At 64.7% G+C, this 19,650-nt stretch carries 19 protein-coding genes and 1 pseudogene; 14 read left to right on the forward strand and 6 right to left on the reverse strand.

The window, feature by feature from the left end; translation table 11 throughout:
* Positions 1-130, reverse strand: a pseudogene (locus tag NZL82_RS04925) (IS5/IS1182 family transposase); the annotation flags it as partial.
* 289 nt (positions 131-419) lie between these two features.
* Between NZL82_RS04925 and NZL82_RS04930 the strand changes: the two are divergent.
* The 9 genes from NZL82_RS04930 to NZL82_RS04970 all read left to right on the forward strand — a co-directional run bounded on the left by NZL82_RS04930 (position 420) and on the right by NZL82_RS04970 (position 7,328).
* Positions 420-845, forward strand: coding sequence for a hypothetical protein (locus NZL82_RS04930; RefSeq protein WP_261268664.1), 426 nt, complete (start codon positions 420-422; stop codon positions 843-845).
* A complete protein-coding gene (locus tag NZL82_RS04935; RefSeq protein WP_261268665.1) occupies positions 842-1,246 on the forward strand; it encodes a hypothetical protein in 405 nt (134 codons plus the stop codon). The genes NZL82_RS04930 and NZL82_RS04935 overlap by 4 nt, the downstream gene beginning before the upstream one ends.
* A gap of 225 nt (positions 1,247-1,471) precedes the next feature.
* Entirely contained in the window at positions 1,472-2,059 is a 588-nt protein-coding gene (locus NZL82_RS04940) for a glycoside hydrolase family 19 protein (RefSeq protein ID WP_261268666.1), read from the forward strand.
* Complete coding sequence (locus NZL82_RS04945) at positions 2,056-2,493, forward strand: hypothetical protein (protein WP_261268667.1); 438 nt, start codon at positions 2,056-2,058, stop codon at positions 2,491-2,493. Before NZL82_RS04940 ends, NZL82_RS04945 begins: the two co-directional genes overlap by 4 nt.
* Before the next feature lie 155 nt (positions 2,494-2,648).
* Entirely contained in the window at positions 2,649-4,475 is a 1,827-nt protein-coding gene (locus NZL82_RS04950) for a hypothetical protein (protein ID WP_261268668.1), read from the forward strand.
* Complete coding sequence (locus tag NZL82_RS04955) at positions 4,475-4,762, forward strand: hypothetical protein (RefSeq protein ID WP_261268669.1); 288 nt, start codon at positions 4,475-4,477, stop codon at positions 4,760-4,762. The genes NZL82_RS04950 and NZL82_RS04955 overlap by 1 nt, the downstream gene beginning before the upstream one ends.
* A 136-nt stretch (positions 4,763-4,898) precedes the next feature.
* Positions 4,899-5,987, forward strand: coding sequence for an acyltransferase (locus tag NZL82_RS04960; protein ID WP_261268670.1), 1,089 nt, complete (start codon positions 4,899-4,901; stop codon positions 5,985-5,987).
* A 163-nt stretch (positions 5,988-6,150) separates the two neighbouring features.
* Positions 6,151-6,438 carry a hypothetical protein gene (locus NZL82_RS04965; protein WP_261268671.1) on the forward strand — a complete coding sequence of 96 codons (288 nt, stop codon included), beginning with the start codon at positions 6,151-6,153 and terminating at the stop codon, positions 6,436-6,438.
* A gap of 722 nt (positions 6,439-7,160) precedes the next feature.
* The gene (locus tag NZL82_RS04970; protein WP_261268672.1) at positions 7,161-7,328 is read left to right on the forward strand and encodes a hypothetical protein; all 168 of its coding nucleotides are present in this window, start codon (positions 7,161-7,163) and stop codon (positions 7,326-7,328) included.
* 591 nt (positions 7,329-7,919) lie between these two features.
* On the opposite strand, the gene NZL82_RS04975 is transcribed toward NZL82_RS04970, so the two are convergent.
* Positions 7,920-9,764, reverse strand: coding sequence for a methyl-accepting chemotaxis protein (locus NZL82_RS04975; protein WP_261268673.1), 1,845 nt, complete (start codon positions 9,762-9,764; stop codon positions 7,920-7,922).
* A gap of 508 nt (positions 9,765-10,272) precedes the next feature.
* Here NZL82_RS04975 and NZL82_RS04980 point away from each other — a divergent pair.
* A complete protein-coding gene (locus NZL82_RS04980) occupies positions 10,273-12,765 on the forward strand; it encodes a DegT/DnrJ/EryC1/StrS family aminotransferase (protein ID WP_261268674.1) in 2,493 nt (830 codons plus the stop codon).
* Positions 12,762-13,844: a glycosyltransferase family A protein gene (locus NZL82_RS04985; protein ID WP_261268675.1), complete on the forward strand. Its 1,083-nt coding sequence runs from the start codon at positions 12,762-12,764 to the stop codon at positions 13,842-13,844. The genes NZL82_RS04980 and NZL82_RS04985 overlap by 4 nt, the downstream gene beginning before the upstream one ends.
* An 86-nt stretch (positions 13,845-13,930) precedes the next feature.
* Here NZL82_RS04985 and NZL82_RS04990 read toward each other — a convergent pair whose 3' ends face one another.
* Entirely contained in the window at positions 13,931-14,056 is a 126-nt protein-coding gene (locus tag NZL82_RS04990) for a hypothetical protein (protein ID WP_261268676.1), read from the reverse strand.
* Positions 14,057-14,316: 260 nt separating this feature from the next.
* On the opposite strand from NZL82_RS04990, the gene NZL82_RS04995 reads away from it, so the two are divergent.
* Positions 14,317-14,991, forward strand: a complete 675-nt coding sequence (locus NZL82_RS04995; RefSeq protein WP_261268677.1) for a phosphatase PAP2 family protein — start codon at positions 14,317-14,319, stop codon at positions 14,989-14,991.
* 4 nt (positions 14,992-14,995) lie between these two features.
* On the opposite strand, the gene NZL82_RS05000 is transcribed toward NZL82_RS04995, so the two are convergent.
* Positions 14,996-15,835 (reverse strand): CoA ester lyase, encoded by an 840-nt coding sequence (locus tag NZL82_RS05000; protein ID WP_261268678.1) that lies wholly within the window; start codon positions 15,833-15,835, stop codon positions 14,996-14,998.
* Between the two features lie 5 nt (positions 15,836-15,840).
* Complete coding sequence (galE, locus tag NZL82_RS05005; RefSeq protein WP_261268679.1) at positions 15,841-16,845, reverse strand: UDP-glucose 4-epimerase GalE; 1,005 nt, start codon at positions 16,843-16,845, stop codon at positions 15,841-15,843.
* Positions 16,846-16,923: 78 nt separating this feature from the next.
* On the opposite strand from galE, the gene msrA reads away from it, so the two are divergent.
* Positions 16,924-17,463 (forward strand): peptide-methionine (S)-S-oxide reductase MsrA, encoded by a 540-nt coding sequence (msrA, locus tag NZL82_RS05010; protein WP_261268680.1) that lies wholly within the window; start codon positions 16,924-16,926, stop codon positions 17,461-17,463.
* Positions 17,464-17,591: 128 nt separating this feature from the next.
* Here the strand turns inward: msrA and NZL82_RS05015 are convergent, their stop codons facing one another.
* Positions 17,592-18,527, reverse strand: a complete 936-nt coding sequence (locus NZL82_RS05015) for an L-threonylcarbamoyladenylate synthase (protein ID WP_261268681.1) — start codon at positions 18,525-18,527, stop codon at positions 17,592-17,594.
* 96 nt (positions 18,528-18,623) lie between these two features.
* Between NZL82_RS05015 and NZL82_RS05020 the strand changes: the two genes are divergently transcribed.
* Positions 18,624-19,442: an arylamine N-acetyltransferase gene (locus NZL82_RS05020; RefSeq protein ID WP_261268682.1), complete on the forward strand. Its 819-nt coding sequence runs from the start codon at positions 18,624-18,626 to the stop codon at positions 19,440-19,442.
* The last annotated feature ends 208 nt before the right edge of the window (positions 19,443-19,650 follow it).

Here is a 19,650-nt window from a genome sequence, read left to right on the forward strand (position 1 = left end):
CATTCTTGTTGACGAACACGATGCCGCTCAGCACCCGCTGGTCATCCACGCGCGGCTTACCATGGCTCTTGGGAAAGAACGGTCGCAGCCGCTCCATCTGCTCATCCGTCAGCCAAAACAGGTCGCTCATTCCAGTCTCCTTGCGGAGCCTGAATCAGATCGCGATGCTCACATCAATAGGTCCTGACCCTAGCCTACACCATGAGGCGTTCACTACCAGTCGGAAGGCGATCAATCCCTCATCCTGCTGCGAATAGCACGTAGGCATCACCTTCTATCACATGCGCTGCGGCGCTGTCGGAGTCACATCAATGGACAATGGAAGCTTCGCGGCCCGCGCGGTCGCGGGAGGGCCGGCTACGGTCGCGCCCCCGTCATTCGACGGGCATGGGTGGCTGGTAGTCCTCAACCTGGCAGTGATGACCTTTGCAACGGTGGTGGCGCTGATGTTCGCGGTCGACGCGATCCGTGGCTGGTACCGCAACCGGGATCGGGACCGACCGTCCCATCCTGTCTCGATCTGGCGGTGGACGGGCTTTTGCTTCGCCATGGGCATTTTCCTGACGCGGGCGTCCGATGCGATCGTCCTGTGGAACTGGGACACGCGTGATCCGGCCGGAACGGGATGGTGGCTGACATTCCAGCGGTTCGTCGATCCGCTGGCAATGGGCTTCGGATTGACCGGCTTGGCTCTGCTTTACCTATCGGCGCGGGGTATGGTGGTTCAGCTGCGGCGCCGGCCTTTTCCGATCGACATGTGGTCGAGCCTGCCGATGCTCAAGCGACCGGCATACATCGCGCTGCTGAGCCTGATCGCAGCGGTTGGCGTGGTGTCCACGCGATGATCTGGAAAATGGGGGCAACCATGGGGGCATTCATTCCCGTAGCGGCTGCCGCCGTCATGCGGGACACGGGGGCGACTGTCGCGACGAGTTCGCCCATCATCTGGCACTTTGCGGGCTACCCTTTCGAGCTCGGCAGCATGATCGCAGCGATTTGCGCGTGTCTCGCGGTGCGGTTCTACGTCGTTCAGACCGATCGGCAGCAGCATCGCTGGACCGTCGATGCGCCAGTGACAGTGCTGGCGCTGCTCTTCACCGCCGGTGCGGTAATGCGGCTGCGGCCCGATCCTGCGCTGGCGCTGATCTATGGCACCGGCCTCGGAGCACTAGGCGCGGGCATCATCGCGATCGCGCTGAATTTTGTTCGATCAAAGCTGCCGGGCGCTGATCAAGCGCAGCCCTGAACAAGTTGCCCCGCCCCGTTGCTGAATGGGCGGGGCAACCTGCTGTCCGCCCAGCACATGCCGGGCCGGGGGTTGATAGAGATCAATGGTGACCGAATTGTGATGCAGGGGCCGCCACGAGGGAGATTGGGCGGCCCCCACGGCCGGTGACCATCGGGGGATAGGTCCGGCACCCCGCTTTGATAGCGACCTGACGATCTGACGTCTCCAACAAAGGACATACATATGGACGTTGCACTTGTGCAGCGCCGTCTCGGCGTGCGCGCCGACGGCGCCTTCGGCCCGGTGACGTTGACCGCGCTGCTACGGAAGCTTGGCGCGCCGGCCGCGACCGCCGCAGGGCTTGGGGCTGGCGTCGTAGCCCTGGAGGGGGCGATCATCCTCGACGTGCCCTTGCGGCTTACTCACTTCCTTGCCCAGGCGGGCCATGAGTCGTCTGGCTTTACCCGGATGTACGAGATCTGGGGCCCGACGCCGGCGCAGCGCCGATATGAAGGCCGGGACGACCTGGGTAACGTCAAGGCGGGCGACGGCTTTCGGTACCGCGGGCGCGGCATTCTGCAGATCACGGGCCGCGACAACTATCGCCGGTTCGGCAAGCTGATCGGCGTCGACATCGAGAGCCAGCCGGACCGGGCGGCAGAGCCCGCGATCGCGATGGTCCTTGCCTGCGCATACTGGACGTCGCGCCGGATCAATGCGCCGGCTGATCGCGACGACGTCGAGGCCGTGACGAAGCTGATCAACGGCGGGCTCAACGGCATCGACGATCGGCGCCAGCGGCTGGAGCGCGCGAAGGCCATCCTGCTGTGACCGCGCGGGTACTCCTGCGCCGGTTCTGGCCCGCGCTGATCGTGCTGGCCATGGGCCTGTGGGTCGCGCGGCTCGATCGCCTCCGCGCCGACTATCGCCAGACGCTGACCAACGAACGGGCAGCCTGGTCTGCGGCGATCGCGGACGCGGATAAGGCGCGCCTCGCCGATGAAGCCCGGTTCGCCCGGCAACAGGCGACGGCGGCCCAGACCTATGCGGCCTCCCTAGCCTTCCGCCAGCCCCTCATCATCCACTCGAAAGACACGGTAACCCGCTATGCGCAAACTGATGCTGGTCGCGCTCTGTGCCGCGACGCTGACCGGGTGCGCGACATCGACGCGCTCGATGCCGCACTCGCCCGAGATTCCGCCACCGCCAGCCGCAGCGGGGGAGCCGTGCCGAACGACGGCACAGCACCGCCAGCCGGACGGTAGCGCCACGGCGGCCGACGACGACGCAACCATCCGCGACGGACGGTTCGACCTGGCCGACTGCGAGACCAAGCGCCGGCTTCTCTGGGACGCCTGGCCGCGCTGATCCGCGCGGCGCGCGTCCGCCATTCCGCCCCCGATCTCTCGAAGGATAGTCAATGAAGACCATTCTGCTGTTCGACCCGCGCTTCCCGCTCAACAATCCGCGGCGCCTGACCGTCGCCGATGATCTTGCCTCCGCAGCGGTGAGGGCTGGCGTTGCCGCTGCCGCGAATCCGAGCGAAGCCGGAGCGCTGGCCGCCGGCACGCCTCTCAGCCAGGCAGATATGACCGAAGTCGTCATGCAGCACGGCGTCGCCAATAACGCCTTGGCAAGGGTCTTCGTCCCGTTGAGCGTTGCCCGGGTCGGCGTGTCTCTGGGCGTTGTTGCTGCGGTTGGTCGTTCGATTGCTGGCTCGGCCCCCTCGCTATACCCGCAATTCCCCGTTGGCACGAAAGCGGCGGTGCTGGGCGACAGCCTCAGCGCGCGCGGCTTCGAAGGCGCATCGCCCGGTACGAACTTCGCCACTCAGACGGTGCTGGGCGGCCTCGAGATCGCCAACGCGATATTCCCGGTGCTGCTGATGGAGCAGTGGCCGGCGAATACGCAGACCGAAGACAATGGGTACATCGTGAAATGGACCACGGGGGCGAACCGTGCTCTGTCCGGTTCGCCATCGACGGTTCATGCCGGTCGCCTGGCTGGCGTTATCGCCATGGGCGCGAAGATCCTCTATTACTCTGCCACGATCAATTCCCGTGGGCTGGCCGATAACGGCCAATACATCATCAACAATATCCTCGTGCCCGCGCGAGACGCCGGACTCTATCTGTGGGTCGGCGGTATCCGCCCTGTCGCCCAAGGGGCACAGTTCGATGATAGCGGGTACAGGGCCAACCGGGCCACCATCAACGGCACGATCAAGTCGTGGATCGAGGCCCAAGGCCCGACGATCGGAATCTGGGTCGATCACGACGCTTATGCCGATCCGACCAAAACCGGCTACGGCCCCGCTGATCTGTATGAAGACGGCATCCACTGGAACGGCAAGGGGGCCATGCTGGAGGGGGCCTATCTGGCCGCGAACGTCTTTTCCAAGAATTTCGCGGCGGGCGGCAACCGCTTGAAGGCGATGCTTTCCGCTGGCCCGAACCTGCTACCCAACGGCAATCTCTCGGGAACGGGCGGCACTGCGGCTTTCGGTGTTTCGGGGCCAGTCCCGGCCGCATGGCGTGTCCAGCAGTCCGGCCAGAACGCGTCGTCTGTGGTCACGTCGCTGGAGAGCAACGCGGATACGGGCGGCCAGAGCCTGACGCTGACTGTCACACCGGTCGTGACGACCGTTCAATTTGTCGGGGGTATCAGCGGCAATACGCTTACGGTGTCGAGTGTCACGAGCGGAACACTCGCCATCGGTCAGAAACTGTCTGGTCCGGGTATCGGCGATAACGCCTATCTCGCCTCCGGGTCCGGTACCAACTGGCAGGTTTCCGGCCCGGCCTTGACTGTGGCCAGTGAAAGCAACCTGACCGCGACGCGTCACCGTGAGCAGTTCCAGATCAGCCCGACCGCAAACAGCACGACGGGCGACGTCACGCTGTCGGGTGTCGGCGGCCAGTTCCTGAGCGCGATCGTAGAGGTCGAGGTCGACAACAATCCGGGCTGGCTGGCGCCGTCCGCCTCGCTGGCCGACCTGACCGTCCCCGCTCATTATTCGACTGGCCTTGGGTATACCGTGAAGGCCTATGGAAAGAGCGATGGCGTGGGGCGGACGTGGTGGATATTCGTCAACGCCGTGGGGCTCGACGCATCCAGCACCGGCATCAAGTTCACCATCAACGTCCAGTATAATCCAGCGCTGCTTCCTTCCGGTGCAAAGTGCAAGGTCAAGAGCGTCGGCGTTCTGAACATCGGCGACCCGAAGCCGAGATGGAGCGCCAGTTGATGAAGCAAACTTGCCCCCATTGTGGGGCCGATCGGCCGGACCGCGTGGAGCGGTTCGGCCTGGCCGTTCAACGTGCCCCGGGGGCGGTCTATTGGAAGGGTGTCGGTCACCATCGGCTGGCCGCCTCCGGTGTGTCGAACAACTGGCCGCGCGAGGATTTCAACACCGCGATGAAGTGGCTCAGGACGCAAGTCGACGCCGGGTCGGTCGAATTTGTGATTACGGTGACGCTCGCCGCCAGATACGGCAATGCCACGGTGCCCGCATGGTCAGCCGGGCCTCATTGAAAAGCGAATGCTCGCCATCGCTGCTGGTAGTTTACTATTGTCCCATATGGGATCATTCGGGCCATGTGTGTTATTGCTGAGGCAACAGCTAAGAACTAACCTTATGTCGTTTCGGGGGAAGCATGACAGGGGGCACATGAGTTCGGAACTGGTGTTTAGTAGCGGGGATTCGATCGCATTCGATAGTGTCAGGCCGCCTATCCGCAAACCTCACTTTGTCACGCTGGATGCCGCCCGTGGCATTGCCGCAATAGCCGTGATGATACATCACATCGGGCTTGAAAACGGCAGTAACATCCTTCGTCGTGGATTTTTCGCCGTCGATTTCTTTTTGATCTTGAGCGGGTTCGTCATCGCTCTCTCTTACGATCGGAAGCTCCGTGGCGATTTATCGTTCAACGGCTTCATGAAGCTTCGGATAGCGCGGCTTTGGCCCATGGTTGTCTTGGGCGGGATTCTTGCGATTGCAGCGTATGCCACAAATCCACAGCCAGATGTTAGCGGCTGGGCATTAGCGTTTCAATTCGCGCTAATCCCCATCGTCACGGGAGGCTTATTGTTTCCTGCGAATCCTCCGCTTTGGTCTCTGCTTTACGAAATCGCTGCTAATGGCGTACACGCTCTGCTTTTAGCGCGCTTATCGCTCCGTCAACTTACTGCACTATTTTTGGCTTTAGTGGCGATCGACTTTGCAATCCTGGCATTGCATCATTTCTGGGCGGCCGGATTTACCATTGCGCAGGCTCCTTACGCAGTAGCGCGTATACTCACCGGCTACGTAATGGGCATGCTGATGTTCCGACTATATCAAGGCGGACAGCTTCCGAAGATTAAAGCCCCATTCTATTTGCCGTTATTGCTGATCCTCGTCCCGCTCCTTGTCCCCAAGATACTATCTGAAAGGATCGTGGCAGTACTCGCCCTTGGCTGCGTTTTTCCTGCGGCAATGTTGCTCGGCATCAACAATCCATGCCCCGCACGCTGGCAAAGCGCTATGAAGTGGTTGGGAGGGATTTCGTTTCCGCTTTACATCACCCACATGCCCATCATCCACCTATGGCAATCGACCGGCTTATTCGATCATTCGACACGATATGGATGGTTGGTGTGGTCTTTGCCGGTGATCACCGCAATTGCAGCGGCCGCAGTCTTTGAGCGGTTCTACGACCTGCCATTGAGGACCTGGCTTAAAGCACGCAGCCAGGGTGTAACCCGAATTGGCTGAAACCAAATCCTGATCTCTTCAAACGAGAGTCGCGTTCGCGACATACTCGAAGACTATCTCGGCTTTTGGCCAGGACGCCGGGGTGGCAATTGACAGCGGGTGCAGAGGCGGCAGCCTGCCATGGCAGGTCCCTTGATCCTTTGTTCCTGTTACGTTCCATAGCATGATGCGCCGCCATCATCGAATCATCGTCGAGCTTTCTGTCCAGGTCCTCCGCCAAGCCATGATCGAGAGCGGTGAGCGCCGGTGTGACACGATCCCGGTCCGCCTGGCGCTGCGATGCCTCCTACCTCACTGCCCCGAGCGCTGGCCGCTGACGACGTTCTGGGAATCGGCCGGGCAGTCGAATGAGATAGGCCGCGCCCAAGGCGTGACGGCGGCGTTCAATGGGATCGTGCGCCAGCTGCGCCAATCAGGCGTGTGGCGCGATCAAGACCACCCGGCGACATAGCGTATCGCACCCCAGGCGCTGGCGATCAGGCCGGAGGCGGACAGGACGGCGAAGCCACCGAATTCGAGCCAAATCTCGACCCGCTGCCATCGGCTGGGCGGACCACCTCATAGGCGGATTGACGGCAGAGCAGATACGCAGACGCCAGACAAACGAAGAGAATTTTTTGGGGGCACGGGCAGGGGCATCTCTGGCTAATTGTGAGCGAAAACCAGCGCAAATCCGCCATTTTTTCGCCTTGTCATGGTAGGCGGCGGACCCACCACGGGGTTGTTTCAGGGCGTCGCAGCGTGTCTCACGCCCTTGCTAAACCACAGAAATTCAGGTGCGAAAGCGTCGCGAGGTGTCTCACCCTGTGCCCCCGTATGTCATGCCCTGTGGGGGCACCGAAATTCAAAGTGGGGGCATCGTGCCGCCGACCGATACGCCGCGCCGAAAGGGCAAAGGGCGAAGCAGGGTCACAGGTTCGCCGATTCGGTCGGGCTCTATCTGTTCGTGACCACCATCCATGCGCTGTCGCCAGCGGCAGCTCGCGCAGCCTCGTTCGCAGGGGTTCACCATCGCGCCACGCCCTGAATATAGGGCCCGCACGAGATGCGGGGCCGGTGATCGAGCGACCACCGGTCCGTGAACGAAAAAACACCTCCACGAGCGGCATCAATTTCATTTGCGCGATATTCACTGTCGCGATAATCATGCCCCAATAATAAGCGGAGGGGTTGATGGGGCTTTTTATCGCACTTGGTGTGGCGTGGTTCGCCAGTTCGGCGGTCGTCGGGGCGATGATCGGCCAAGTCATCCGCCGCGGGGATCATGGCACGAGCGACGCGCCGTTCGTCGACCACGCCGCCGATTTCGAGGGCGGGGAACGACGAGCGATCGCCGGGTAGTTTCGTCCGCAATATCAAGCGTTACAGGGTTGCAGGACGTTGTAGTGTCCGCCCCCAATGTCGGTGTCCCGCACGAGGAACTGGTCGCCAATGCCGACGAGGCGGGCGGATCGATGGTGGATGACACGACGACCCGTCAGGCGCCGGTCGGGACCTATGCGCAGGGCGTCATCGACCGCTCGGCAAGCCGATCGTCGGTGTTCGCTCTGGAATCATTGAGGTGCTGCGCCCTACGAAGATGGTGGCGGTGGTCGGTAGACGGCCAGGCATGGGCAAGACGGCCCCGATTACTTCCTATTCGATCGGGGCGGCAGCCCTCGCGAGGTCATGCTCGCGGTGAACGCGGGGTCGAAGACGGCAGTCAGCTGGGCGGTGCGGCGTCTGCTTTCGACCGCGCGGTTGGTTCGATGCAGCGATGGCCCTGCCTGCTTGGCGAGTCGGAGGCTGCGGTGTCGCTGCTCCAACGGAGCGACTGGCATATGGTCGCGCCGAATGGGTGACAGGTCGAACGGGAGGCCGATTGCAGGCTGGCCCTGTTCGGGGTGTCGACAAAGCATTTGCCGACACCCCGAACAGGCCATTTCCCTCAGGTTAGAATGACGACCAATCGTCTTCGGCGGGTACGGCATTGCCCTGCGTCATGGGAATCGGCTTAGCGCGCGGACGCGGAGCGGCTTTGGCAGGGCGGGTTTCGAGCTTGTGGACGTTCGTCGACATCGCACTGGCTGGTTGCCCGATCTGGAAACGCGAAAGCTGACGCGCAAGGCTATCGGCTTCGGTGGCGAGCCCGCGAGCCGCAGCCGTCGCTTCCTCGACCATCGCGGCATTTTGTTGGGTGACCACGTCCATTTCGCCTACGGCCGTGTTGACTTCCTGCAGCCCGGTAGCCTGTTGCTGGGCCGCATTGGAAATCTCGTCGACCAGTCCGCTGACTTCGACGATTCGCCCGATAATGCCGTTCAGGGCCTGTCCCGTTTCACCGACGAGGCGCACACCTTCGGCCACTTGTTCGGACGACGCGGTGACCAGGTTCTTGACGTCCTTGGCGGCATCCGCCGAACGCAACGCCAGCGCACGGACTTCGGAGGCGACGACGGCAAAGCCCTTGCCAGCATCGCCGGCGCGGGCGGCTTCGACCCCGGCGTTCAGAGCGAGCAGGTTGGTCTGGAACGCGATGCCGTCGATGACGGCGATGATGTCGGATATTTCGTTCGACCGGCGCTCGATGCCGTCCATTGCTACGACGGCCTTCTGGACGATGTCGCCCGACTGTTCGGCCAAAGCGCGCGCGTCTCGCGCTGCCTCGTTGGCGCTCGCGGTCCGTTGTGCGGCGGAGCGCATGGTGGAGGTGATCTCCTCCATCGCGGAGGCGGTTTCCTCAAGGCTGGCCGCCTGCTGCTCGGTGCGCATCGAAAGATCGTCGGAGGCGGTGCGGATTTCGCCCGCGCCACCGTTGATGCCGGCGACCGCCGTCGATACCTGCGACAGCGCATCCTGCAATGCTTCGGCCGCCTTGTTGAAATCGGTTTTGAGCTTGGCAAACGGGCCGGTTAGCTCGGTGTCGATGCGGGTCAGCAGATCGCCCGTCGCGAGATTTGAGAGAGCTTGTCCGACGCTGTCGACGATCATGGTGGTCTGTTCCGCCTTCGCCCGTTCGGCCGCGGCAAGCTGATCGCGGAACTGGGTCATGGCGTTGGCCAGATCTCCGACTTCGTCGCGGCGATCGGCTTCTGGCACGCGGACATCCATATTGCCGGCGGCCAGTTCGCCCATCGCGCCGGTCATGATGTTCAGGGGCTTGGCAATCTGGCGGATCAGCAGCGTCAAAAGCGCGATGGTCAGCGCGATCGCCGCCAGGATCATCCCTATGGTGATCAGGCGTCCCGTAGCGGCCGTTTCCTTGGCCTCCGCGCGGGCTTTGTCCATGGCGGCCGTATAGGCCTCTTCCGCCCGGCCCAACGCCGCATTCTGGGCGTCATAGTCCTTGACCTCCTGCAAGGCGCTCGCCTGCGCCGCATCGGTCTCGTTGCGGTTCGACAGGGCGATGGTCTGCGGCAAATGGTCGGTAAAGCGCTGCCAGATCGGCTCGAATTCGTCCATCGCGGCCTTGGCGACGGGATCCTGCTCCATCGCTTTGACTTTGGAAAGCGACTGGTTGATCGAGGCCAAGGACGCCTCCAGCGCCCTGTAGTGCGCCGCCATGGTCTCGGGCGACGTACTGACGATATGGGTCATCTCCTCGGCGCGGGCGTTCGAGGTCTGGGTATCGATGCTGTGGGTTAGCTTCTGCAAGCGGGCCAAGCGCGAAGCGATGTCTGAGGTGTTCGCGCTCAGTGCATTCTGATTGCGAATGGAAAGCCCACCGACAATCAGCAGGGCCATCAGCAAGATCGCAAAGCATGCTATCAGCTTCGAACTGATCCGCAGGTTTCTCACATTATTCTCCTGACGCTTCGTGCCTGATCGCGGGCGGGCTCAACGCCCGTACAAAGACGAAGCCCTTATCTGATATGGATTAATGAAATGCTTTGCAGGGGGAGTTTTTTGGCGGTCGCGGTGCCGTAGGACGAAGGGTCCGCCCCCAAATGCGGATTTTCCAGCCTGTCTTGCCGGGTGGAGCGGAATGGCGATCATACCCGCCCGATCCTTGGATCCGGGGGACAAGGCGAGCTTGTTCCGGTCTTCTCACGAACCCTGAATCAGGTCACGAGGCTCCTATCAAAGGGGCCTGACACCAAGGGAAGAAGGCGAACGAGGATCCGTCATTTTTCGCCTCATCATGGTGGGCGGCGGCCCTACCACGGGGTTTTTTCAGGGCGCGCGCCTGTTGGCGATCATGAGCGGTGCCCGTTTTCCCGGTCCATCCACGCTGCCCCCCTTGCGCTAACCCCTTGTTAGGGAAGAATATGGGACACGCACGCATGTGTCCCAAGGAAAGCGCGCCATGGATTTTCCGCTCATCGCGCCCCGACCGCCCAGGCTTTCCGAACAGATCGAAGGGCTGAGGCGGATCGAGCAGTCCGGCCAGTTCAGCAATGGCGGGCCCGAGGTGCGCGCACTGGAAGACGAGATGCTCGTGCGGCTCTTCGGGGGTAGCGGGGCGGCGCTGGCGGTCGGCAATGCCACGCTGGGCCTGATGATCGCGATTCGGCAGGCGGCGGGACTGAATCCCCGGCCGGGCGATCTGGCGATGATGCCCGCCATGACCTTTGCGGCGACGGGGCAGGCGGCGCTCTGGGCCGGGCTGACCCCGCTGATCGTCGATGTCGATCCGGAGAGTTGGACCGCCGACCCGGACCAGGAAGAGCGAATGCTCGCGCGGCATGGCGATCGGATCAGGGTGATCGTGCCCTATGCGACCTTCGGCACGGCCATCGATCTGGAACGCTATGCCTGGCTGGCCGAGCGTTATGGGGTGGGGATCGTCGTGGATGCGGCCGCCTCGCTGGGGACGCTGGACAGATCGGGGCGCGGGTTCGGCACGGGGGCGCCGTTCGTCCTGGTCTATTCGATGCACGCGACCAAGACCTTCTCGGTGGGGGAGGGCGGGCTGATCTATAGCGGCGACCGCGACCGCATTGATCAGTTGCGTGCGATGGTGAATTTCGGCTTCGAGAGTGGGCGGAGCGCGACGCTTCCCGGCATCAATGCCAAGATGCCCGAGGTGCTGGCGCTGATGGCGCGATGCAAATTGGCGGAGATCGACACGATCTGCGATGCGCGGGCCGCACTCGACCGCGAATATCGCGACGCCCTGCCCGAATGGTCGTTTCAGCGGGAAGCGACGATGCGGCAGGCCACCCAGTTCATGCCGCTCCTGCTCCCGACTCCATTGGCGTCCCGCCGCGGCGAGATCATCGCGGCGCTGGCCGATGACGGCGTGGGGGCGGGCCAGTATTTCAGCCCGCATCTCGGCGAGCAGCCGCTGTTCCGCGAAACCGCCCTGGTCGAGCCGACTCCGATTGCCGATCGTGTTTCGGCGCGCATGCTCAGCCTGCCGATCACCGACGCGATGAAGCCGGGCGACGCCGCGATCGTCGCCGCGCGGTTGAGGCGGGCCATCGAACGAGTGTCCGTGCCGGTGCATCCGGTGCCCGGAAAGCCGCCAGCCGCCGGCCCGGCGAACTGCGTCGTGATCGGGGGAGGGCCCGCCGGCACCGCCGTGCTGATCGCCGCCAGCAAGAACGGGTCATTGGTGCCGCTGGCGCAGGGAGGCTTGACCCTGGTGGAGCGATCGGCCTCGATCGGCCCGGGGGCGCTGGGTGACTATGCCATTCGCTCCGATACCACGGCCGAGACGTTTTTGTCGGCGGTGAAGGACAATCCGCATCCCGAACTCGCCGCGTTGGAGTCGCATCCCGCAGGGAGGCAGATGGCGCGGCATTGCGGGGCGCTGGGCGCGCCATTGCATGATACCGCCCCGTTGCTCGCGGTGACCGCCCAGCGCCTGCGCACCATCGTTACCGATCATGGCGGCCATGTCCTGACCGGCGCCGAAGCGGTGCAGGCCCGGCGCAGCGCGGATGGTTATTGGCACACGACGCTGACCGGCGCCGAGGGGCAGCGCGTCCTGACCTCGCGCAGCATCGTCGTCGCAACGGGCGGCTATCAGAGCGATGATCAGATCGCGGCCGAACCGGTGGCGGGCGCACCGCTGGGCGCCATGGCGGGGGATCGGTTGATCCGGTCCGATGTCCTGCTCCGCCATGGGGGGACGCGCCTGGTCGCCGAGCGGCTGGCCACCGTGCGGGCGCCGCGTATCGTCATCGTCGGTGCATCGACCAGCGCCTTGGCATCGGCGGTGCGATTGCTCAAATGCCATGACCTGCCGCTCGGGGCGGGGGCCATGACGCTGATCGTCCGCACCCCACCAAAGCCGTTCTTCCCGACCATCGCCGCTGCGGAGCAAGAGGGGTTCACAGACTTCACGGCCGATGATGTCTGCCCGGTCAGCGGGTTCGTCCTGCGGCTGGCGGGGCTGCGACTCGAGTCGCGCGAACTGGTGATGCGGATGCTGTCGCTGGGGGGGCGTACGCCCGATCCGCGCCTGACGATTTATCGGATCGCGGGCGATGACGATCCGCAGGCGCGGGCGATCATCGGCACGGCCGATCTGGTGGTGGGCGCGCTCGGCTATCGCCTCCGCTCCTTGCCGCTGTTCGATGCGGAGGGAGCGCCGATCGCGCTGGCGCATATGGCGGGGCGGCCCATGGTCGACCGCCATTGCCGAATCCTCGATGCCCAGGATCGCCCGGTGCCGGGCGCCTATGGCATCGGCCTGTCCGCCGGTTTTGTGCCCTGGGGGCCGTTGGGCGGGGAAAAGAGCTTTCGCGGACAGGCCAATGGCTTGTGGCTCTGGCAGAATCATGTCGGCCAGATGATCGTCGATCAGGTGCTGGAAGGGGCTCTGCCCGAACGGGACCATGCCGCCGCATGAGCGATCCCGTCGTCAGCATCGTCATTCCGGCTTATAACGGCGCCACGCTGATCGGCGAGACATTGGCCAGCCTGGGGGCGCAGACGCTGACCGATTGGGAGGCGCTGGTCGTCGACGATTGCTCGTCCGATCATACCCGCGAACTGGTGCGAAGCTGGCCCGATCCGCGCGTCCGCCTGATCGAGAATGCCGTCAATGGCGGCCCGGTGACGACGCGCAATCGCGGCGTCGCAGCGGCGCGCGGGCGCTATCTGGCGGGGCTCGACCAAGATGATCTGTGCCGGCCCGAACGGCTAGCCCGACAGGTCGCCTATCTGGAGGCGAATCCGGCGATCGTCCTGGCGGGCACGCAGACCGAGCAACTGGTCGAGGGGAAGGTGCTGCGCATGGACTATGCGCCGCACAGCACGCCCCATCTGATCCACTGGCTGAGCTGGATCGAGAATCCGCTGGCATGGTCGACCGTGATGGTACGCGCCGATGTGGCGAGGCGGCTCGAACCGTTCACGCGGCCCGAAATTGTCTATGCGGAGGACTTCGACCTTTATCACCGCATCATCGCCTTTGGCCGGATTGCCCGGCTGGACGAGCCGCTGCTGATCTATCGCCAACATGCGGGCGGCGTGTCCAAACGATTCATCGACCGGATGCGCGCCAGCGCGACGCGCGTGCTGGCGGAGGCGCATGCACCGCTATTGGGCGAGGGCGCGGGCGAGATCGCGGGCCTTCTGGTCCGGCATAATATGGGAGGCGTGCCGGTTCCCGACGGTGCCACGCTTCGACGTCTGGGACAGGCGATCGCGACCTTGCAGCATGCGTATCTGGCGAAGGTGGAACCCGACACCGAAAGCCTGAAGCTGATCCGCTGGGAAACCGCACGACGATGGCGGCAATTGGCGCGGGCGGCGCTTCGATCCGGCTGCGTGACGCTGGGCGATGTCCTAGCATCGCGGCCCCCTCATATGGGACTAGGCTATGCCGGGGTCGAAGACCTGCTGGGATGGAGAGCGATCGGGCTGGCGCGACAATTCGGGCGCAAGCGGCGTGGGGCGGGGAGCCGTCCATCGGACCAAACCTGATCTTCGAACGGCGATCTTACGGGCGGCCCGATCCGTCGGCCCGCCTGGGCGATCGGCCTGCGTCACCACAGGCCGCCGCTTGCATGTCAGAGAAGGTGCTGGAGCAGCTTGGAAGCGCCCACGGCCACACCACCCACGGCGACCCAGCTCGCCATCGCCCCGAAGGTCAGGATGAGCATGCGATCAAGCGGCGAAATGACGTGTTGGTCCATGGTCGTGCAGTCCTCTCCAACCGGTCTGTGTGCCGGTATGGGGCAAATCTGCGATAAAATGCGTCGAGACGCAAACCCGTTTTTCGAATAACGGTGATCGATAATGTTCGCCGGAGCGATATTTGCCGTGCGAATGGGCCTGTCCGGCCATGGTTTGCGGCTATCGGTTGCCCAAATCCTCGTGCTTTGCCAAAAGCTTGAGATGACGATGATCCGTGCGGGATCCTCGATAAGGCGCACGCAAGACGGATGACATTTTTTTGACCCATCGGCCCCCCGATCGCCTTTCCGCCATGCCCCTGGCTTTACGCGGCGCGGCGGCGGGGGCTGCGGCCCTGGCGATTCTGCTGCTCGCGGGGCTTCTGATCGATCATTGGCCGTTTGATTGGGACCGGGCGATTCTCATGGGGCTCCGGGCGCATGGGCAGTCGCATGCGCTGATGCGGGCGGCGGTGGACATCACCGCCCTGGGCAGCGTGCCCGTCCTGGTGCTGATGGTCGCCGTGGCCGCCATCCTGCTGGCGGCGCGAGGATGGTGGCTGATGGCGGGCGTGACGGTGGCATCGGGGATCACCGGGGGTATGGTCGTCACGCTGGTCAAACAGAGCGTGGCGCGCGCCCGGCCCGATCTGGTGCCGCACTGGGTCGATGTCTCCAATGCCAGCTTTCCCAGCGGTCATGCGGCGGGCAGTGCGATGGTCTATCTGACGCTGGCCGCGCTGGCGACGCAGGTGACGCGGCATCGCCGGGTGCGGCATGCGATCGTGGCGATGGCGGTGCTGCTGGTCGGAGCGATCGGGGTCAGCCGCGTCTATCTGGGTGTCCATTGGCCGTCCGACGTGGCGGCGGGCTGGTGTTTCGGAACGCTCTGGGCGCTGGGCTGGTGGTGGGCGACAGCGGCGATCCGCGCCTCATGGCCGCAAATGCGCGAGTAGCGACTCAGCTTTGCGCGCGCGCCAACAGCGCCTGTGCGGCCTTCAGATGCGGCGCATCGACCATCCGCCCGTCGAGTTGCAGCGCCCCTGCGCCGGGGTTGGCCGCGAACAGGTCGACGATTGCCTGGGCGCGCGCGAGTTCCTCGGGCGAGGGGGTGAAGGCGGCGTTGATGACCGGAACCTGGGCGGGGTGGATCGCCATCATGCCGGTAAAGCCGTCCCGCCGTCCCCGCGCGGCATAGGCGGCTAGCCCTTCCAAATCGCGAAAATCGGGATAGACCGTCTCGATCGCGGCGACCCCGGCGGCATGCGCCCCGAACAGGGTCAGCGAGCGCGCCAGTTGGTAGGGCGCAGTATAGCCGCCATCGGCCTCGCGCGCGGTCGAGGCACCGATCGCGGCAGGAAGATCCTCCGCGCCCCAGGTCAGCCCCGCCAGCGGAAGGCTCGATCCGGCATATTCGTTAAGCCGGAACAGGGCGGTCGGTGTTTCGGTCGCGATCGGCAGGATGGGGATATGCTCCACCCCCCGCGCCGCCAGCGCATGAAGGCTGACGAGTCCTTCGGCCTTGGGCAGGACGAGGCCGTCGGGGCGGGCGGGCAGGATCGCCGCCAGATCGTCCGCCGCCAGCGGCCCGTCGATCGGGTTAATCCGCACGAATAGCCGGACGCCGTCCTCGCGGGGTTGCGCCAGGAATGCTGCGATTGCCTCGCGCGCTCGGGGCTTGGCGTCGGGGGCGACCGCATCCTCCAGGTCGAGGATCAGCGCATCCGCGCCCAGCCCCATCGCCTTCGCCATCCTGTCCGGCCGATCGCCGGGCACGAACAGCAGCGAGCGCAGCCGCATGGGCGTTAGCGCCCCATCTCGGCCAGCTTGCGCTCCCAGGCCAGCGCATCGCGGACGATGCCGTCCAGATCGTCGCGCTCGGGACGCCAGGGCAGAGTGGACAGGATCGCGCTATTGTCCGCGACCAGCTCCGCCGGATCGCCCGCACGGCGACCCTCCAGCCGGCGCTCGATGCTGTGGTTGGTGACGCGATCGACGGCGTCGAGCACTTCGAGGACCGAGAAGCCCCGGCCATAGCCGCAATTGAGCGTGTGGCTTTCGCCCGGCTGCGCGATCAGCAGTTCCAGCGCGGCGACATGCGCGGCGGCCAGATCGGAGACATGGATGTAATCGCGCACGCCGGTTCCGTCGCGCGTCGGAAAGTCGGTGCCATAGACGCCCACCGCCTCGCGCTTGCCGATCGCCGCTTCGACCGCGATCTTGATGAGGTGCGTCGCCCCCACCGTCGACTGGCCCGAGCGCCCCTGCGGGTCCGCCCCCGCGACGTTGAAGTAACGCAGCGCGCAATAGTTGATCGGATGCGCGGCGGCCACGTCCTTCAGCATGATCTCGGTCATCAGCTTGGACATGCCATAGGGGTTGATCGGCGCCTTGGGATCGCCCTCCGCCACCGGCACCTTTTCGGGCGTGCCATAGGTTGCGGCGGTCGAGGAGAAGATGAAATGGGGCACCCCCTCCGCCACCGCGCTTTCGACCAGCGATCGGCTGGCGGCGGTGTTGTTGCGATAATATTTGAGCGGATCGCTGACCGACTCGGGCACCACCACCGATCCGGCGAAATGCATGATCGCGCGGACGCGGTGGTCGCGGATGGCGGCGCGCACCTTGTCGTCATCGGCGACGTTCGCCACGACCAGCGACGCGCGCGGATCGACCGCCCAGTCGAACCCGGTGACCAGGTTGTCGAGCACGACGACCTCATATCCTGCGTCGAGCAGCGCGAGCACGGCATGGCTGCCGATATAGCCCGCCCCGCCCGTCACCATCACCTTGCCGTCGATCGCCGCCATCACTTTGTCCTCAACCCTTGGATTGCCGTGGCCTAGCGCCTTCCTATCTAAGCATACAAGACGACGAGGAGATTTCGCGTGACGGAATATGTGACACTGGCGGGCGGTTGCTTCTGGTGCACCGAGGCGGTGTTCAAGGATGTGATCGGCGTCGAATCGGTCGAAAGCGGCTATATCGGCGGTACGGTCCCCAACCCGACCTATAAGCAGGTATGCGGCGGCGATACCGGCCATGCCGAGGCGATCCGTATCGGTTACGATCCCGAAAGGCTCGACCTGGGCGATCTGCTGGACATCTTCTTCGCGACGCATGATCCGACACAGCTCAATCGCCAGGGCAACGATGTTGGCACGCAATATCGCTCGGCCATGTTCCCGGCGGACGAGGCGCAGGAGACGGCGATGAAGGCCGCTCTGGAGCGGGCCCAGGCGGGCTCGGACAAGCCAATCGTCACCACCCTGGAGCCGATGGCTGAGTGGTATCCCGCGGAGGATTACCATCAGGATTATTGGGAAACCTCGGGGCGGTCGAACCCCTATTGCATGGCGGTGATCCCGCCCAAGCTGCAAAAGCTGCGCAAGAGCTTCGCCGCGCGGTCCAAGGCGGTGACCGCCTGATCCCGCCTGGGTCGAGGTCGGAGCGTGCGCTTCGACTTCGCTTAGGCCGAACGGAGCTTTGGCCTAGAGCCGGCCTCCGTTCGGTCTGAGCGAAGTCGAAGGCCAAGGGAATAGCCGAGCCAAAGCCCCTACCGCGTCGCCGCGCGCCGCAGACGATCGTTGATCGCGTGCCCGATCCCCTCGATTGGGATCGGCGCGATGGCGAGCCTAGGCCGGTCGCTGGCATCGGCGCGGTGGAGGGCGTCGAACAGCCGCGCTGCCGCCTCCACCGGATCGCCGCTGGCGGACAGGCTGTCCTGACCCTTCACCGCGCCAAATCCGATCAGCCATTCGTCCGCCGCCGCCTGCGTCGCATTCAGCCTTAGGGGTTTGCGGGGAGCATAATGGCTGGCGAGTTGCCCCGGCGCGGTCACGATGGCGGGGGCCTGCGGACCCTGCTCGACATCGCCCAGCACCTGGGTCAGCATCGCCGCCGTGACGGGGCCGGGGCGCAGGATGGTACGACCCGCCACGATGGTCGATTCCAGTCCGGCTTCGGTCGCGCCATCGTCGAGGATCGGAACGGCGGGGCCCAGGCTAGCGCGGACATGCGCGGCGCGGGTCGGGCTGATCCCGCCGCTGGCATTGGCGGAGGGCGCGGCAAGCGGTCGGCCGCTGGCCGCCAGCAGGGCCTGCATCGCGCGGTGGCGCGGCAGGCGGATCGCCACCGTATCCAGCCCCGCCGTCACCAGCGAGGCGATGCCCGCGTCTTTTCGCAGCGGGCGCACCAGCGTCAGCGGACCGGGCCAGAATGCCTCGGCCAGCGCCAGCGCATCGGCATCGAATTCGGCCAGCGCCCGCGCCGCCGCCAGATCGGGCACATGGACGATCAGGGGATTGAACGAGGGCCGCCCCTTCGCCGCATAGATGCGCGCGACCGCCGCCGCATCGGTGGCGTCGGCGGCCAAGCCATAGACCGTCTCGGTCGGAACCGCGACGATGCCCCCCGCCGCGATCGCATCGGCGGCGGCGCGGATCGCAGGAGGAGAGAAGGCCAGGGTCGGGTCGTGGTCGGGAAAGCGCATGGTCGCGCGGCGCTATACCCGTTCGAAGGCTACACGATAAGGGGTACGGAGCCTCCCCCTTCGACAATCGGCATCCGGCATCCTATCTGGCGGATCATGTTCGATCTCGATTCCTATCTCGCCCGTATCGCCCTTCCGTCGCGTGTCACTGTCGATGCCGAGGGGCTGGCCCGGTTGCAATGGGCGCACCGTCTGGCCATTCCGTTCGAGAATCTCGATGTGCGTCTGGGCCGCGCGATCGCGATCGACAGCGACAGCGTCTTCGCCAAGCTGGTGACGGCCAAGCGTGGCGGATATTGCTTCGAGCAGAACCGATTGTTCCTCGACGCGCTGGCCGCGCATGGCTTTGCCGCGCGACCGCTGCTCGCGCGCGTCTGGCTGCGCGCGAGCGACGTGCCGCCGACCACCCATACATTCAGCCTGGTGCATATCGACGGACAGGACTGGATCGCCGATGCGGGTTTCGGGGGCAGCTATTCGCCGCCCATGCCCCTGATCGAAGGGGCCGAGGCCACCGCCCCGGACGGCGCGCGCTTTCGCTTGGTCGGCGATCCCCAGCATGGCTGGATGCTGCTGCGCGCCGGTCATCCGGGGCACACCGATGGCCGTTCGACGGGTGAGGGGTGGGAGCCGCAATATAGCTTCACCACCGATCATGTCTGGGATGCCGACCTGTCGATGGGCAATCACTGGACCTCGACTGCCGAGGACAGCCGGTTTCGGCAGGCCAATATCGTCAGCATCATCCTGCCGCACGGCTTCGCCTCGCTGACCGACCGCCATTATCGCCGCCGCGTCGGCCAGGACGAGACGAGCGCGACGCTGAGCGATCCGCGGGTCTATCGGATGCGGATGAGCCTGATGTTCGGCATCGACCTTACCGCCGACGAGACGGCGAGCCTGTTCGCCAACTGATTGAATCGGCTGGTGATGCCCTGGCCCGACTCGCTATTTCCAAATGATGGCGAGTCGGATCGGCGCCCGAAACCTCTGAGCGGCACTAAATCCTTTGCAGAATCTGCGATGATTTATCGACCGGTTGTATCCTATTGCCATGGTTCTTCGGCGGAATCGCCGAAGCCGGGTTGCGGGCGACCCTGTCTCGAATCGGTGTAAGCCTTTC

Source organism: Sphingomonas sp. LC-1, from assembly GCF_025371035.1.
Taxonomy (GTDB): domain Bacteria; phylum Pseudomonadota; class Alphaproteobacteria; order Sphingomonadales; family Sphingomonadaceae; genus Sphingomonas; species Sphingomonas sanguinis_E.

Bases quoted from the DNA above. Each gene is read 5' to 3' on its own strand.
- NZL82_RS04965 (WP_261268671.1), top strand. From the start codon at position 6,151: ATGATGCGCCGCCATCATCGAATCATCGTCGAGCTTTCTGTCCAGGTC.
- NZL82_RS04960 (WP_261268670.1), top strand. From the start codon at position 4,899: ATGAGTTCGGAACTGGTGTTTAGTAGCGGGGATTCGATCGCATTCGAT.
- NZL82_RS04935 (WP_261268665.1), top strand. From the start codon at position 842: ATGATCTGGAAAATGGGGGCAACCATGGGGGCATTCATTCCCGTAGCG.
- NZL82_RS04950 (WP_261268668.1), top strand. From the start codon at position 2,649: ATGAAGACCATTCTGCTGTTCGACCCGCGCTTCCCGCTCAACAATCCG.
- NZL82_RS04930 (WP_261268664.1), top strand. From the start codon at position 420: ATGACCTTTGCAACGGTGGTGGCGCTGATGTTCGCGGTCGACGCGATC.
- NZL82_RS04940 (WP_261268666.1), top strand. From the start codon at position 1,472: ATGGACGTTGCACTTGTGCAGCGCCGTCTCGGCGTGCGCGCCGACGGC.
- NZL82_RS04955 (WP_261268669.1), top strand. From the start codon at position 4,475: ATGAAGCAAACTTGCCCCCATTGTGGGGCCGATCGGCCGGACCGCGTG.
- NZL82_RS04990 (WP_261268676.1), bottom strand. From the start codon at position 14,056: ATGGACCAACACGTCATTTCGCCGCTTGATCGCATGCTCATCCTGACC.
- galE (WP_261268679.1), bottom strand. From the start codon at position 16,845: ATGGCGGCGATCGACGGCAAGGTGATGGTGACGGGCGGGGCGGGCTAT.
- NZL82_RS05020 (WP_261268682.1), top strand. From the start codon at position 18,624: ATGTTCGATCTCGATTCCTATCTCGCCCGTATCGCCCTTCCGTCGCGT.
- NZL82_RS05000 (WP_261268678.1), bottom strand. From the start codon at position 15,835: ATGCGGCTGCGCTCGCTGCTGTTCGTGCCCGGCGATCGGCCGGACAGG.
- NZL82_RS04985 (WP_261268675.1), top strand. From the start codon at position 12,762: ATGAGCGATCCCGTCGTCAGCATCGTCATTCCGGCTTATAACGGCGCC.
- NZL82_RS05015 (WP_261268681.1), bottom strand. From the start codon at position 18,527: ATGCGCTTTCCCGACCACGACCCGACCCTGGCCTTCTCTCCTCCTGCG.
- NZL82_RS04970 (WP_261268672.1), top strand. From the start codon at position 7,161: ATGGGGCTTTTTATCGCACTTGGTGTGGCGTGGTTCGCCAGTTCGGCG.
- NZL82_RS04980 (WP_261268674.1), top strand. From the start codon at position 10,273: ATGGATTTTCCGCTCATCGCGCCCCGACCGCCCAGGCTTTCCGAACAG.